This window comes from Bacilliculturomica massiliensis (genome assembly GCF_900605495.1).
Taxonomy (GTDB): Bacteria; Bacillota; Clostridia; order Peptostreptococcales; family Anaerovoracaceae; genus Bacilliculturomica; species Bacilliculturomica massiliensis.
Map to the genome: position 1 here is coordinate 540,797 of NZ_LR027603.1, position 13,925 is coordinate 554,721.

Below are 13,925 nucleotides of genomic sequence, written 5' to 3' on the forward strand. Positions count from 1 at the left end.
TCATTTTATTTTCAGATTTTAGCAGGACACAGATCAGGTCATGGCGTATCGGACGGTAGGAATATAAAAACAGTGTTCTCCTACGCGGTTATGTATGACGCCGATATCTGTTGGAAAATAATTGGGACAGCTGCTGCTGTAAGGGTTGAAGAAAAACAGGGAGTGGTCCACTCCCGGAAGTATTCCTCCGTTGATCGCCCAGTCTGCGATGGCGTAATGCTCGTCGGTGGGCGTCATGTTGTAGATATTCTGCGGGTTATAGCTTCCGCCGACGGACTCGCGTGCGCACACGAACTGCCCGGGCTGCAGGATGATGTTGCGGACATTGCCGCCCTCGCTGACCCTGGAAAACTCGCCTTCCGCCGCCCTCGCGCGGTTCATCACCACGGTGGCGACCGCCCGCATGCCGTCTTCTCCCTCGCCGCCGGCCTCGCACTGTATCAGACGGGCAAACAATTCTCTGTTGCTGAAGGGCATGGTCTCACCTCATATGTACCGGAATTCCGCATTTTCCGCGCGGGATCCGGCAAGTTTTTGTTAGCTTTGAAACTATTACAGTATATGCAGATATTAAAAAATGTGATCGCGGATCCAATGATGGATGCAAAAAGGGACGAAAAAAGAGACGGCAAAAAGCGAAGCGGAAAATTCGTTGACAGCGTATCGGCTCTTCGGTATAATGATCTCGTACATCGGGGATCAAAAAACCCTGAAATTGAGACGGGAATGGAGTTGAAAAGATGCGTAACCTTACTTGCTAAGATTTTTAACAGGACGCGGGAGACGGCGCCGTGCAGGCGGCGGTCTTGTTTTCGTGTCCGCGCAAGAAGGTTTCTCATCGGGATCAGCTTTTATATGGGGCGTGAATAAGCAGGGCGCTGCTGCCGGGAGTTTTATGTTTTACCGATCCGGAAGCGGTGGCCTGTGCGCAGATTATGCCTATTGAGCCGTGAGGATCTTCCTTGCGGCTTTTTTGCGTGCATGGGAGGTGCTTATTTATGTCATTGATACACGTATCCAATCTGACCTTCGCTTATGAAGGGAGTTATGAAAACATTTTTGAACAGGTCTCCTTCGATATCGACACCAGCTGGAAGCTGGGCTTTACAGGGAGAAACGGCAGGGGAAAGACCACTTTTTTAAAACTGCTGGCGGGAGAGTATGAGTACGGCGGCGTCATATCCGCTTCTGTATCCTTTGACTATTTCCCCTTTCCGGTGGAACATCCGGAGACAGTGACCCGCAAGATCGTGGAACCGATCCTGGCGGAACTTGGCGAGTACGAAGGATGGCGTCTGGAGCGGGAGCTTTCGCTGCTGGAACTTTCCGAGAGCGTGCTGGACCGGCCTTTCTCCACGCTTTCCAACGGCGAGCAGACTAAGGTGCTGCTGGCGGCGCTTTTTCTGAGAGAGAATCATTTTCTGCTCATCGACGAACCCACCAACCATCTGGACATGGAAGGGAGAAGGCTGGTGAGCCGCTATCTCAGAGGGAAAAAAGGATTTATTCTCGTCTCCCATGACCGGGACTTTCTCGACGGCTGTGTGGATCACATCTTATCCATCAACCGCAGCGGCATCGAGGTGCAGAAGGGGAATTTTTCTTCCTGGCAGGAGAACAGAAAACGCCGGGATCAGTTTGAACTTTCGGAGAACGAGAAGCGGAAAAAGGAGATCCGCCAGCTGGCCGAGGCGGCGAAACGGACCGAGCGGTGGTCGGACAAGATCGAGAAGACCAAAAGCGGGAAGACGCGGGCCGGACAGGCCGGCGTAAAACCGGACAAGGGATTTATCGGCGCACAGTCGGCCAGGATGATGAAGCGTTCAAAGGCGCTGGAAAACAGACAGCAAAGCGCCGTGGAGGAAAAACAGAAACTGCTGAAAGATCTGGAAACAGCAGCGGATCTGTCACTGTCTCCGCTGCATTATCACGGGCAGCGGCTGATCGAAGTCAACGGACTGTCCCTGTTTTACGGAGAACGTCAGATCACGGAAGACGTGAGCTTTACAGTAGAACGGGGCGAGAGGATCGCGCTGACGGGGGGCAATGGATGCGGGAAATCCAGTATTCTGAAGCTGATCATGGGTGAGGATATCGCGCACAGCGGGACGGTGCGCAGGGGAACGCAGATGACCGTGTCCTACATTCCCCAGGACACTTCTGGGCTGTCCGGCGGATTGAAAGACTTTGCATATCTGAAGGGGCTGGACGAAAGCCTGTTCAAGGCGCTTCTCCGAAAACTGGATTTTTCCCGGACACAGTTTGAGAAGGATATGAGCGAATTCAGCGCCGGGCAGAAGAAAAAAGTGCTGCTGGCGGCCAGTCTCTGCCAGCCGGCCCACCTCTATATCTGGGACGAACCGCTGAATTACATCGACGTGCTGTCCCGCATGCAGATCGAGGAGGCCATATCCAGATCCCAGCCTACCATGATCTTTGTAGAGCATGACAGCGCTTTCTGTCACAGAGCCGCCACGAAAATACTTCGGCTCCCGGGCTGCGGAAAGAGATAAGGCGTTCGCCGCCGGGCGGGCAGGGACGACGGCCCGCAGCGATCCAGGAGTGAGACAGCCCCACGGGGTCCTGCGGTGCCCATGGAAGAGGAAGCCCATTCTGTTAAAAAAAATGTCACAGAGCGGCAGATCCGCAGTCTAATCTATTGGAGGTGAAAAAATGAGTAATTCCGATAATGAGAAAGAATTGATCGAAAAGGCGGTATCGGGCAGTCGGGAAGCGCTTCAGACACTTTTGGGAAGCGTACAGGACATGGTCTTCAACTTATCCCTGCGTATGCTTGGAACGATCCCGGACGCGGAGGACGCCACGCAGGAGATACTGATCCGTGTGATGACGCACCTGTCTTCTTTTCGAAAGGAGAGCAGTCTGACTACGTGGGTGTTCCGGATCGCGGTAAACTATCTGCGCAGCTGCCGGAAAGGCATGTTCGCGGAATATCCGCTGAGCTTCGAGGCCTACGGGGCGGATATCGCGTCCGGCAGAGAACGGGATGTTCCGGACATGACAGCCGGCGTGGATGAGACCCTGCTGGAGCGGGAACTGAAGTTGTCCTGCTCCAACGTAATGCTTCAGTGCCTGGACCCGGAAAGCCGCTGCATCTATGTTCTTGGGACGATGTTCCGGCTGGACAGCCGGATCGCGGCGGAGATCTTAGAGACGACGCCCGAGGCTTACCGTCAGAAACTGTCCCGCATCCGCAAAAAGATGGCGTCCTTTCTCTCAGAATACTGCGGGCTGAGCGGCACGGGAGTCTGTTCCTGCAAACGGCGGATCAACTACGCCATCGCCAGCCGCCGCATCGGCCCCGCCCATCTGGATTTTCAGTCCATGGACCGGTGCGCCTATGAGGAGATCGTCAGCTGCACGGACGCCATGGAACAGTTGGACGACCTGTCCCAGATATTCGCTGGTTTTCCGGCGTATCGCGCAAGGGAAAAAACAACGGAGTGGATCCGGAATCTGCTGGCTTCCCAGAATTTTTCCGCGGTGATAGACAGGGAGGTGTTGTCATGAGCATGCAGACGGTATTGGAATATCTGGCCGCGCTGGAACAGAACAACGACCGGGAATGGTATCATGAACACAGATCTCTTCGTACGGCAGCCAATCAGGATTTTGAGGAATTTCTGCGCCGGCTCATTTTGGAGATCAGAGAGTTTGACGAGACCATTCCCCTGCTGGAACCCAGGGAACTGACTTTTAAACTGGTGCGGGACACCCGGTTCAGTCACGACAAATCGCCCTACAATCCTGCCTTTCGGGCTCACATATCCGCTAAGGGAAAACTGCCGATCCCGGTGGGCTACTATATTATGATAAGACCGGGCGGAAAATCTTTTCTTGGCGGCGGCTTGTTTGCGGACATGTTTAAGGACGCTACCGCCATGGTTCGGGATCATATCGCCGCACACGGCGGTCAGTGGCAGAAGATCATTACTGATCCCGGGTTCACCAGACGATTTACAGTGGGAGGAACGGCGTTGAAAAATGTGCCCAGGGGCTACGATCCGGGCCATCCACAGGCGGAATATTTGAAAAACAAAAGCTGGTATCTGGAATATCCGGTCAGCGATAAGCAGGTCTGGGATGAAGACTTTGTCAGCTTTGCCGCAAGTGTTTTCAGCGACATGCGCCCCTTCAACGATTATTTGAATCAGGCTCTGGAAGGTTTTCAGATGCCGTGATCGTTTCCGGGACCGCATGGGATCTCAGCGGGAGGATGGACGATGGAAATGCAGGGGAACTGAGATCGCCAGACACTAACGACCTCCGGATGGATCCGGAGGTCGTTATCGTCTGCGGCTGAATACGCCGGGATGACGGCGGCGGGCAGATCGCTGCCGGGGCTTGGCTGCTGAATGGCGGCGGGCAGATCGCAGCCGGGGTCTGACCACTCAATGGAGACAGACAGAAACTGCCAGCGGGCCTGAGCGCCGGTCACGGCGCAGAAATGTTCTTCCGACGGCATCTGATCGACGGTCAAGGCAAGCGGCTGCCAGCCTGATGACATAATGTATGAGGGATGGGTGAACTCAACATTTTTTTCTGGAAATCGCCTAAAAAGATACTCAAGTTGGGCCAGATTCCTTGAAAAAAAGAGTTTTCACCTATTTGACGTAAAAATACGGGACATTTAGGTCCGTTTTTGCGTGAAAATAGGTGAAAATCAAATTTTTCTGCCATATTCGCCTATGCATGCGGACCGGCTGAGCGTTATAAAAGCGCTATAAAGCTGAGCAAGCTGAGCGCTCCCGCCTGAATCCATCAGAAGAGTCCAGCCTCTTACACATCGGCCAGATTTCTGATGATGCCGCAGGCAGTGTAATTGGTGAGGGGATATTCCTCCACCGGCACCTGGCGCTCGTGGGCCAGCCGCAGTAGGTGATTCAGCCGGGGATCCTTCCGGCGTCCCTGGGCGATCAGCAGACGCCAGGGGACACGCCGCAGGAGGACCCGTGTGGCTTCGCCGATACCGGGTTTGATGAAGTTGATGTCGGCGATGCCGTAGCGGGATGCGATCTCCTCCACTTCTTCGAGGCCGGTGCGGCCCCGGGGCAGAGCCGGCGCGTCGATATCAAAACGAAAACAGGCTTCTACGCTGTGTATAAAATCGTAGGAAACATCTTCGCCGGCCAGTTCGCCATAGTACGCCGCCCCGTGAAAATCTTCGGGACCGATGATATCCGGCCGCAAAAATGTCCGGCTTACCAGACCGGACACCGTACTGTTCAGGCAGGAACTGGGGATCAGAATATCCTCGTGGGTGCCGCACAGATCAGTTAGGCCGGCGGGATCAGAGAGCACCGCCAGCTCCGGGGAAACTCCGGGATAGGACTCCAACGCGGCGGAAAGCTGACGGGTGATCGCGCCTTTTCCCGTCCAGCCGTCCACGAATTGCAGCGATTCCGCGGGATAGCGGGCCAACAGATAGTCCATGGCGTTTCGGTCGATGCCACGACCTCTGATGATGGACACGGCGTAATGCGGCGCGTCCGTATCGTATTTTCTCTTCAGATAATGTTTGATCAGGATGGCGGCGGGTACGCCTGCGCGGGCCAGAGAGACCAGAACCACCCCGGCTCCCTTCCGCGCGTAGATCTTTTCTGCCGCGCGGCAGACTGCGTCCGCAGTACTCTGCGAATAGTGGAACAGAGCTTCCCGGTAAGCGTCCATGTATAGGGACGTGGGCCGGTACTCCAGAGGCAGCATTTCACTGTAGTGGATCCCCGACTGTATCCGCTGTTCTCGTTGGGAAGCCGGCAGCGGTTCCACCAGGCCGGTGATATCTTTCAGAAGAAAGGTGACGTCATCGGTCAGATAGGAGCTTCTCATCGTGCACCTCCCTGGGGATAGGCCGTGTCTTCCTCCGTCCAGCGCAGGATGGAAATATCCTGACAGCCTTTCCGGATCAGCACCGAACAGAGGTCTGACAGACCCGGAGCAAAATCTGAGGGAGAGTCGTGAAGGATGACCACTTTATCGTAGCGATTCAAATTGTAGATGAATGTAGAGCGCAGGGGATCGTAGACGCTGCGCAGGCCGTATCGAGAGGTAATGGGGTAATCCTCTCTGCCGCAGGGCAGGATCGGACTTCTGGTGGTGGCGTGAAAGCGCACCGACCGGCAGCCGCAGTGAGTCTCCAGATAAGCGGCCAGCATGAGAGGCGGAAACATGAATTCTTCTGTGCCAAGAACAAGCACGTCCTTGCCCTGCAGCGCATTGCCGGACGGAGCGCAGAGCCGTTCCGCAGCGCTCTCAGCCATAGAGCGGCAGCTATCAAGAAACGTTTTCATGCCCACGCCCAGCCGGGGATTGCAGTATCCTCCCAGTGGCGAACCGCCCTGAACGGCTGAACGAAAAACTTCCTGGTGTTCGGGCTGCTCCGTCACGGACCCGTCGGGCAGAAAGCAGAGAGCAGGATCGTATTCGAATTGGTCCAGATGTTCTTTGTAGCCGTCGTTTTGCAGCCGGAGCAGCCAGGCGCAGGAAATGTTCTCGCTGTGAAAACGTTCCAGATGTTCTTCCGTCATCCCGTTCAGGATGGAGACGACGCCGAATTTCAGGTCCAGGGAAGCGTACTCTCTGCGGATCGCGGCCACGGCGTTGAGGATGGTACTGCCGGTGGTGACCTCGTCTTCCGCGAAGATCACCCGGTCCGCGGCGGAGAGCAGCTCCGACAGCCTGTTTTTCGTCAGCCGCTGCTCGGTGGCGTGGCTGTGAGATTCGGAAAAATAGAGATAATCCGCCCCGGGAATGTTCTCGCGGGTGGTCTGAATGTAGCCTGTCCGATGGGGAGAGCAGGCGGCCACCGCAGCGCCGATGGCGGTGGCGGTCTCCGCGAAGCCCACGATCAGGAGACGTTCGCCCCGGCAGGAATCGTAAAGCCGGTCCGCAAGGGCCTCGAAGAGACGAAGCGCCCCGGCGGGGCTGCAGGGGATATGCTTGCCCTGCAGAGGGTTGACCAGCAGGAAAGGCCGTTTGTTATTGTTGTCCCTTTTCGCCAGCCGGACCAGATCCCGGCGGCAGTAGGTAATTCGTTCTGTTCTGATTTTATCTGTCATAAACCCGTCCTTGTTTTTTATACTTTTGGCAGCGTACTGTGGTTCCCGGTTCTCGGTCGCTTTCAGTTTTGCTTGCAGTCATGTTTTCGGTCCTGTGTTCAGTCCTGTTCTGCGATACCGTAGACATCGGCCAGCGTCATGATCTTTTGGGCCCATCTCGTGTGCACCCGCACTTCGTTCATGCGTTCTCCGGAACGATTTTTTTCCACCAGATCGCAGTTTTCCGGCGACCAGTTCAGGATGCTGACCGCATCGTCATAGTCCTTGCGGCTGACCCGCAGGGATTCGTTGACCACGGGGATCTGGTTGGGGTGGATGACGGTCTTTCCGATAAAACCGTTGAGCCTGTCCAGCTTCAGCTCCCGCCTGAGTCCGCGTTTCCACTGGTCGTCATCTCCCGAGAAATATTCCCATACCGGTCCGGAGACCACGTAATCAGGAGCAAATACGGTCAGAATATCCGCCAGGATACGGCTGACTGCCAGATTGTCGTAGATGGTCTCGTCCACGCTGCGCCGCACGCCGAAGGCGCTGCAGATGTCGTTTCCTCCCACCCGGATATTCAAAATATAATCGGAGATCAGGTCCACCTGATCCCGCAGATACTGCAGCGTATCGCTTCTTCCCTGCAGCCGGACGATGTCGCCGCTCTCCAGAGTCGGCATCATATAGACCGGCGCTGGGGAATGGCTGTTTACCTCCAGGATGCTGCGATTGTAGAGCTCCGAGCAGGCCGGAGAATACTTGGGAGCCACAAAACCGGTGAGGAGCCGGGCGCTGTCTCCCAGCCGCCGGTACAGATCAGGGATCTGTTCGGGCCGCCGCACGCGGATGAAGAGCCTGGGCAGATACATCTCAGGATTTTTATCCAGCGCCCTACTGATCTCCGCAAAATCCTTCAGAATGTTCAATTCAGCGCCGGATACCGACGAATCGCTGATGGAGTCCTCCAGGCACAGCGAGGCGGAATAAGGTCCTTCCACAGACTGCTGCAGGATAAAACGCACTATTTTATCGTTGGTAGCGGGCGCATATAGGAGCGCGCCCACAGAATAAGCTGGTTTCAATTTTCTAATCCCCCTTGATCTGCTGACTGGCCGCCGATACAATAAGATCCCGCATGATCTGTGCGGGATCAGGTAACCGCTGCCACGGCATATTATATCATTAATTGTCAGAAAAGAATATGCGAAAAAAGGGATGTGTGGTAAGATGAATTATAAAAATATGTGTGCGGAGGCGCTCTTATGATGGAAAGTGAAGTGCTGAAAGTTCGTGTCAACCCTATGCAGATCAGTTCTCTGACAGCGTTTGCAAGTCTCAGCGGACGCTGCCGGAACGATCAGAAGGATGCGTATTTTGTCCGCTATATCGGATATGAGGATGAAAAAAAATACATAGAAGAAATCAGCGCCGCGGACAAGCGGCTGGAATCAGCGGACCGTTCAGGCAGAGGCGGATATTTTCGTTCGGGCAAGCTGGAGTTTCGTCCCGACCCTCAGGAAGCGGCGCGGTATGCGGCGGCGTACGACCGCATGCAGGAAGCCGTTCGGGATGGGAGCGGAGCGGAGGCGGAGAGCAGCGGCGCGGCCGGGTGGAGCGGAGAGAGCCCCAGCGGAAACTGCTGGGACAGAAACGGCAGCGGCGATGAAAACTGTCTGGCCAGGGTAACAGAGCGGCTGTTGAATAAGCCGTACGCCCGTTCGGCTTTCGACGGTGCGCTGAAGCTCTACGCGGCTTCGGGCAATGGGATCAGCCAGTCTATGATACGAAATTTTGGCATCAAGCTCCTGTTCTGGTGCGATGCATATCTGCCGGGCCTTTTCCCGGACAGGACGGCGGCGGGGATGTTTCCGAAATTTATTCTTTCCGGGGATATCAAGGTACAGGAGTATCTGTTCCTCTATTTTCTCGTGCATCTGGGCTGTGATGTTCTTTATCTGAATCCGGAGCGAGACGCGGCGGTAAGCCCTGCTCTGCTGGCGCAGTCCTCCCTGTGTGGGGAGGAGAAGCGAGGGCCGGTGAGGATCCCGCCCTACGAGCCCGGAGTGGAAAGAGACCGTGGGCCGTCGGCGTCCGTGTCTGGCGGAGCTTCGGCGCCTGCTGCGTCCGCACAGGGAGCGTCGGGGGAGAAAGCCGGAGCGTGGAGCGCGGACAGTGGAACGTCCAGCGGCCCAGGCGGCGGAACCCGCGGCGGTTCAGACAGCGGAGCAGGCGGCGCGTTTGGGGCAGGGTGCGGGGATCCTGCGGCAGGCGTGGGAGTCGCGGGAAGAGATGTGTATAAAGGACAGGGCCCGGACAGGGAGGAGGCCCGCCGTCTGCAGGCGGCGGTACAGCTGGGGTCAGCGGCGGAGCGGCTGCTGGGGGAGGCATTTCCCGGGGAACAGGCGCGGCCTCCGGATTGGCGGCGGGCAGGCGGCAGCTGGAATACGAGGAGCTGGCGCAGCTGTCTCCGGGGATCGTGATGATCTCCGTTTTCGACAAGACAGGCAAATGCTTTAAAACCGGATCAGGAGTGGTCATCAGCGAGAAAGGCTATATTCTGACCAATTTCCACGTGGCCTGCGAGGGCGCCTACTACGGCATTCGATTTGAGGAAGAGGACCGGCCCTACGAGACGGATGAGCTGATCAAATATAATCAGTTCCACGATCTGGCGATCATAAGGATCGAACGGCGCTGTACGCCCATCTCTGTATACCGCGGTGAAAAGGAGCTGGTCAGAGGGCAGAAAGTGGTGGCCATCGGAAGTCCTCTGGGATTATTTAATTCTGTGTCCGACGGGATCATATCGGGATTTCGGATGATCGACGAGACGTCGATGATCCAGTTCACCGCGCCTATCTCTCACGGCAGTTCCGGCGGAGCGCTGCTGAATCTGTACGGCGAGCTGGTGGGGATCATTACGGCGGGATTTGACGACGGCCAGAATATCAATCTGGCGGTGGATTATAAAACTGTCCGTTCCTTCGCTTCAGGATTTCTCTAAAGAAGGAAGGGGCAGGCCATCCCCCAATGGGTGAGAAAAGGCTATCCCGCAATGGACGGGGCAGGGCCTTTCGCAATGGCCGGAAGTCTGCGGCGGAGGCCGTCGGATGGATGCTGCGAATACGCCGTGAATTGTATACCGGCAGGATTTGCGCGAACAGTTGCAAAATCGGCAAAAAAAGTGATATAATATCATCGTGTCAAAATACAGTGCGGCGTTTTGGCCGGGAAACTTTGAATCGGTTTCGAAATGGCTTTGGATCGGCTTTGAAACTGCTTTGGAAGAGCGGCATTCGCCGGACAGGGGAACGAAGGAGAGACGGCTGCGCGCGCGGGGGGTGCGGGCAGAAAAAGGCTCATTGTGTCGGAATGGGATTGTGGGGGACCAATGTTTGAGTGTACAGCGATAAAGGACAGGGAAGATTACTTTAAAAGCTGTTCCGCCAGGGGAGGCGGAAGCGTATTTTTCGGACGGTTGAATGGATTCAGCCCTGAGATCAGGACGTTTCTGCAGAAGTATCTGGATGAGATAAAGCGCCGGGGCGTTTTTATCAGCGAGCGCATCCAGAATCCCACAGGGCAGCAGCTGCAATATTTTGAGGAGATCATGGGCCTGGATTTCAGACAGGAAGCAGGCTTTTTTGACGCGGCGCTGAAAAAGTGGCTGCCTCGTTTAAACGGGCGTCAGCGCGAGAGCGTCGCCGGCTGTATGAAACTGGTCCTGGAAGAGATGGAGGCGTCCGGCAAGAACGAAAATATCCGGAAAAACGGATACATCAAGTTCATGTGCTGGCTTTACTATAAATTTGAGCGGATCTTGAATCTGCTGGGACAGGAAGAACTGCCCCGGATCTTGTTTGAGGGGTATGTCAACGATTATGAACTGCGGATGCTTCGCATTCTGGCCTGCGCCGGATGCGATATTCTGCTGCTCCAATATCAGGGCGACGAAGGCTATCGGAAGGTGGACCCGGATTCCCGGTTTTCCGCCGTCGTGCCCGTGGAAAATCCCCAGGCGTTTCCGCAGGGATTTTCTGTTGTCGCTATGGTGAGAGAGACGGAACAGGCGCAATTGCTTCCCGAGATCCATCTGGAGGAACCGGATCGACAAGTCAGCACGAATACGTGGCTGACGGGCGATCTGTTTGACGACTCGCTGAAAGAGCCGTCGGCCAGAGGGCGGGAAGCTTTTTATTACAACATGTTCGTTCGGATCAGGGGTGTGGAAGACGCGGCCGTCTGGGAGAGCGAACTGGTAAAGTGGAAGCTGAAGCTGGAGAGTCAGGGCAGAAAGGTGCTGCTGGCGGAGGAAGTGATCCGCGTGCCCGGGGTGGACGAGACGCGGAAGATACCGCGCAAGAATTACCGCAGTCCGGAGCAGCTCATCGGCGATCTGGCAAGTTATATCTCCTTTCCGAAGAGCCGGGAACTGGAGAAGCTTTCCAGAAAGGCCTTTGCGGGCGTTCTTCAGGAAGAGAGCGCAAAGGAAAATTCCAATATGACGCGGCTGACCAACCGGGCGATCTGCCTGCTGTGCTGGGTGAACCGGTATGTGCCGGAGCTGTTTGCCGACTGGCGCATCGCGGCGCCGCCGGTGTTTCTGCTCTACGGAGTGTGCAGCAACGAAAACGAAGCGGTACTGCTGCGTTTTCTGTCCCGTATACCGGTGGATGTGTTTGAGATCTGCCCCGACCTGAGTCTCTCCTGCCGGCTGGCGGACCGGTTCCTGTTCGACAGGACCTACGGAAACTCCCTGCCTCTTGGCAAGTTTCCCGCGGAAGTGGACAGCGTACGCTTCAAAACGGCGGCCTACGGCGCGGAGCGGGAGCTGGACACGCTGATGTATCAGAACACGGGACTCTACCGGAACCGCCAGTTTAAAAAGGCCATACCCGTTCAGCTGCAGACCACTTATGAGGAGATCGCCATTCTGTGGGATCAGGAGGCCAAGTACCGGCCCAATTTCGAGGTCCTGTCCGACCGGGTCATGGTCCCCGTCATCTGTGCGAAGATCTCCGGAGTGCCGGGGAGCAATGCGTATGAGTACTGGCAGACCATCGCTTCGCTGGCGGTGGAGGATACGGCGGTCATCTATAAACTTCCTTACATCGAGGAGTTTGAGGACAACCCGGTCCGTCCCCACGTGACGAAGTTCATCAGGGGCGAAAAGCTGCTGTTCGATAAGATCAAGGATCACCACGCGTACCAGTACGGCTTCCTGCGGGAGGATATGCAGGACTACATGCTGGACAAGCTGCAGGAACTGCTGGACAGGCGGCTGATCGAGGGCACCTTCACCAGGGGAACGGAGTTTACGATCCTGTCCACGGCGCTGAACCTCAACAAGGGTTTTCTGCGCATGATACAGAAGTTCGATTTTACGAAAAAGATCCCGAAGCTGATCGTTATCAGCACCGGAGAAGTGATGTGCACGCTGGGCGACAGCATTCTGGTGGCGTATCTCAGTCTTCTGGGCTTCGACGTGGCGATCTTTACGCCCACGGGCTACCAGAACGTGGAGATGAATTTTACGCAGCAGGTCCTGACGGAGCATCAGGTGGGAGATTATATGTACGATCTCCAGGCTCCGAATTTGAAAAACGTGTCTAAAAGCTCTCAGAGGGAGAGCTTGAGAGATAGATTGTTTAGGAGGGCAAAATAATGGGTTTGGATTTAAAAAATAGAACGGGGCAGCCGGCGGCTGCGGCCATGGCGCCGCAGGAGCCGAAGGAAACCATGGAGGTGGTTCCCTACGATATTCGGGACGACCGGGCCGCCATGACGAAGGAACTGACAAGTTCGCCGGAGGTGGACGCTCTGGTGAGCACCATCGACGTGTACAACGCGGAGACCATCGTGACCTTTGGGGGTAAAGTGGCTGAGGATATTTCCCGCTGCTCTGACACGGTCCTGAACAGCATGAATATGGAACAGATCAACGACACCGGTCAGATGCTGGAGCTGCTGGGAAAGATCATGGATAAATTCGATATTGGGGAACTGGAGGACAATCGGGGATTTTTCCAGAAGATGTTCGGCAATATGAAGAAGCAGCTGGACAAGATTCTCGACAAGTACCACACCATGGGCGAAGAGGTGGACAAGATCTACATTCAGCTGAAGCAGTATGAGGCGGAGATCAAGGAGTCCAACCGGAAGCTGGAAAGCATGTTTCAGACCAATGTGAATTCCTATCACGAACTGGTAAAATATATCCTGGCAGGAGAACAGGGCATATCGGAGCTGGACGCTTTTATCGCGCAGAAACAGCAGGAGCTGGAGCAGACGGGAGACAACTCCATTCAGTTCGATCTGACCACGCTGACTCAGGCGAAGATGATGCTGGAACAGCGGACGCAGGATCTGCGCATCGCGGAGAACGTGGCCATGCAGTCCATTCCCATGCTGAAGACCATGCAGTTTTCCAATATGAATCTGGTGCGCAAGATCAATTCTGCCTTCATCATCACGCTGCCGGTATTCAAGCAGGCCCTCTCTCAGGCGATCCTGCTGAAGCGTCAGCGCATCCAGGCGGAAGCCATGTCGGCGCTGGATGAGAAGACCAACGAAATGCTCATCAAAAACGCTCAGAACACGGCGGCGCAGTCCAAACTGACCGCGGAGCTGGCCTCCGGAAGCTCAGTTAAGATCGAGACGCTGGAGACCACGTGGAAGACCATCGTTCAGGGGATCGAGGAGACCAGACAGATCCAGAACGATCTGAGCAAGCAGCGCAAGGAGGATCAGGTCCGTCTGGAGGCCATCAAGAACGAGTTCAATCAGATGTTCAACCAGGGACGGCCCAGCAACTAGGCGGTTCCGGCGCGACATATATTACAGGTATTACAGGAGATTTCA

The 13,925-nt window shown here is 55.7% G+C and carries 12 protein-coding genes; 7 read left to right on the forward strand and 5 right to left on the reverse strand.

Going from position 1 to position 13,925, the window contains the following annotated elements; translation table 11 throughout:
• Nucleotides 1–33: 33 nt before the first annotated feature.
• Complete coding sequence (locus E0E37_RS11905) at nt 34–477, reverse strand: cell wall hydrolase (RefSeq protein WP_130863253.1); 444 nt, start codon at nt 475–477, stop codon at nt 34–36.
• A gap of 521 nt (nt 478–998) precedes the next feature.
• Between E0E37_RS11905 and abc-f the strand changes: the two genes are divergently transcribed.
• From abc-f to E0E37_RS11920, 3 genes are all read left to right on the forward strand, one after another.
• On the forward strand, nt 999–2,513 hold the full coding sequence (gene abc-f, locus E0E37_RS11910) for a ribosomal protection-like ABC-F family protein (protein WP_130863254.1): 1,515 nt from the start codon (nt 999–1,001) through the stop codon (nt 2,511–2,513).
• Between the two features lie 160 nt (nt 2,514–2,673).
• On the forward strand, nt 2,674–3,531 hold the full coding sequence (locus E0E37_RS11915; RefSeq protein ID WP_130863255.1) for an RNA polymerase sigma factor: 858 nt from the start codon (nt 2,674–2,676) through the stop codon (nt 3,529–3,531).
• A complete protein-coding gene (locus E0E37_RS11920; protein ID WP_130863256.1) occupies nt 3,528–4,202 on the forward strand; it encodes a DUF2461 domain-containing protein in 675 nt (224 codons plus the stop codon). The genes E0E37_RS11915 and E0E37_RS11920 overlap by 4 nt, the downstream gene beginning before the upstream one ends.
• Here the strand turns inward: E0E37_RS11920 and E0E37_RS11925 are convergent.
• The 4 genes from E0E37_RS11925 to E0E37_RS11940 all read right to left on the reverse strand — a co-directional run bounded on the left by E0E37_RS11925 (nt 4,190) and on the right by E0E37_RS11940 (nt 8,146).
• On the reverse strand, nt 4,190–4,501 hold the full coding sequence (locus E0E37_RS11925; RefSeq protein WP_130863257.1) for a hypothetical protein: 312 nt from the start codon (nt 4,499–4,501) through the stop codon (nt 4,190–4,192). The two genes, E0E37_RS11920 and E0E37_RS11925, sit on opposite strands and share 13 nt — an antisense overlap.
• Before the next feature lie 299 nt (nt 4,502–4,800).
• Nucleotides 4,801–5,850 (reverse strand): cysteine protease StiP family protein, encoded by a 1,050-nt coding sequence (locus E0E37_RS11930; RefSeq protein WP_130863258.1) that lies wholly within the window; start codon nt 5,848–5,850, stop codon nt 4,801–4,803.
• Complete coding sequence (locus E0E37_RS11935; protein ID WP_130863259.1) at nt 5,847–7,079, reverse strand: phosphoribosyltransferase domain-containing protein; 1,233 nt, start codon at nt 7,077–7,079, stop codon at nt 5,847–5,849. Before E0E37_RS11935 ends, E0E37_RS11930 begins: the two co-directional genes overlap by 4 nt.
• 98 nt (nt 7,080–7,177) lie before the next feature.
• A complete protein-coding gene (locus E0E37_RS11940; protein WP_165445336.1) occupies nt 7,178–8,146 on the reverse strand; it encodes an HpcH/HpaI aldolase/citrate lyase family protein in 969 nt (322 codons plus the stop codon).
• 180 nt (nt 8,147–8,326) lie between these two features.
• Between E0E37_RS11940 and E0E37_RS11945 the strand changes: the two genes are divergently transcribed.
• The 4 genes from E0E37_RS11945 (at nt 8,327) to E0E37_RS11960 (ending at nt 13,880) form a co-directional block, all read left to right on the forward strand.
• Nucleotides 8,327–9,544: a YceG family protein gene (locus E0E37_RS11945; RefSeq protein WP_130863261.1), complete on the forward strand. Its 1,218-nt coding sequence runs from the start codon at nt 8,327–8,329 to the stop codon at nt 9,542–9,544.
• Complete coding sequence (locus E0E37_RS11950; RefSeq protein ID WP_246019715.1) at nt 9,481–10,068, forward strand: S1C family serine protease; 588 nt, start codon at nt 9,481–9,483, stop codon at nt 10,066–10,068. The genes E0E37_RS11945 and E0E37_RS11950 overlap by 64 nt, the downstream gene beginning before the upstream one ends.
• Nucleotides 10,069–10,455: 387 nt before the next feature.
• On the forward strand, nt 10,456–12,729 hold the full coding sequence (locus E0E37_RS11955; RefSeq protein WP_130863262.1) for a YceG family protein: 2,274 nt from the start codon (nt 10,456–10,458) through the stop codon (nt 12,727–12,729).
• On the forward strand, nt 12,729–13,880 hold the full coding sequence (locus E0E37_RS11960; RefSeq protein WP_130863263.1) for a toxic anion resistance protein: 1,152 nt from the start codon (nt 12,729–12,731) through the stop codon (nt 13,878–13,880). Before E0E37_RS11955 ends, E0E37_RS11960 begins: the two co-directional genes overlap by 1 nt.
• Nucleotides 13,881–13,925: the final 45 nt, after the last annotated feature.

What these genes read in the sequence shown, in the direction of transcription:
- E0E37_RS11945 (WP_130863261.1), top strand. Translation starts at nt 8,327, where the DNA reads ATGATGGAAAGTGAAGTGCTGAAAGTTCGTGTCAACCCTATGCAGATC.
- E0E37_RS11915 (WP_130863255.1), top strand. Translation starts at nt 2,674, where the DNA reads ATGAGTAATTCCGATAATGAGAAAGAATTGATCGAAAAGGCGGTATCG.
- E0E37_RS11960 (WP_130863263.1), top strand. Translation starts at nt 12,729, where the DNA reads ATGGGTTTGGATTTAAAAAATAGAACGGGGCAGCCGGCGGCTGCGGCC.
- E0E37_RS11905 (WP_130863253.1), bottom strand. Translation starts at nt 477, where the DNA reads ATGCCCTTCAGCAACAGAGAATTGTTTGCCCGTCTGATACAGTGCGAG.
- E0E37_RS11955 (WP_130863262.1), top strand. Translation starts at nt 10,456, where the DNA reads ATGTTTGAGTGTACAGCGATAAAGGACAGGGAAGATTACTTTAAAAGC.
- E0E37_RS11935 (WP_130863259.1), bottom strand. Translation starts at nt 7,079, where the DNA reads ATGACAGATAAAATCAGAACAGAACGAATTACCTACTGCCGCCGGGAT.
- abc-f (WP_130863254.1), top strand. Translation starts at nt 999, where the DNA reads ATGTCATTGATACACGTATCCAATCTGACCTTCGCTTATGAAGGGAGT.
- E0E37_RS11930 (WP_130863258.1), bottom strand. Translation starts at nt 5,850, where the DNA reads ATGAGAAGCTCCTATCTGACCGATGACGTCACCTTTCTTCTGAAAGAT.
- E0E37_RS11920 (WP_130863256.1), top strand. Translation starts at nt 3,528, where the DNA reads ATGAGCATGCAGACGGTATTGGAATATCTGGCCGCGCTGGAACAGAAC.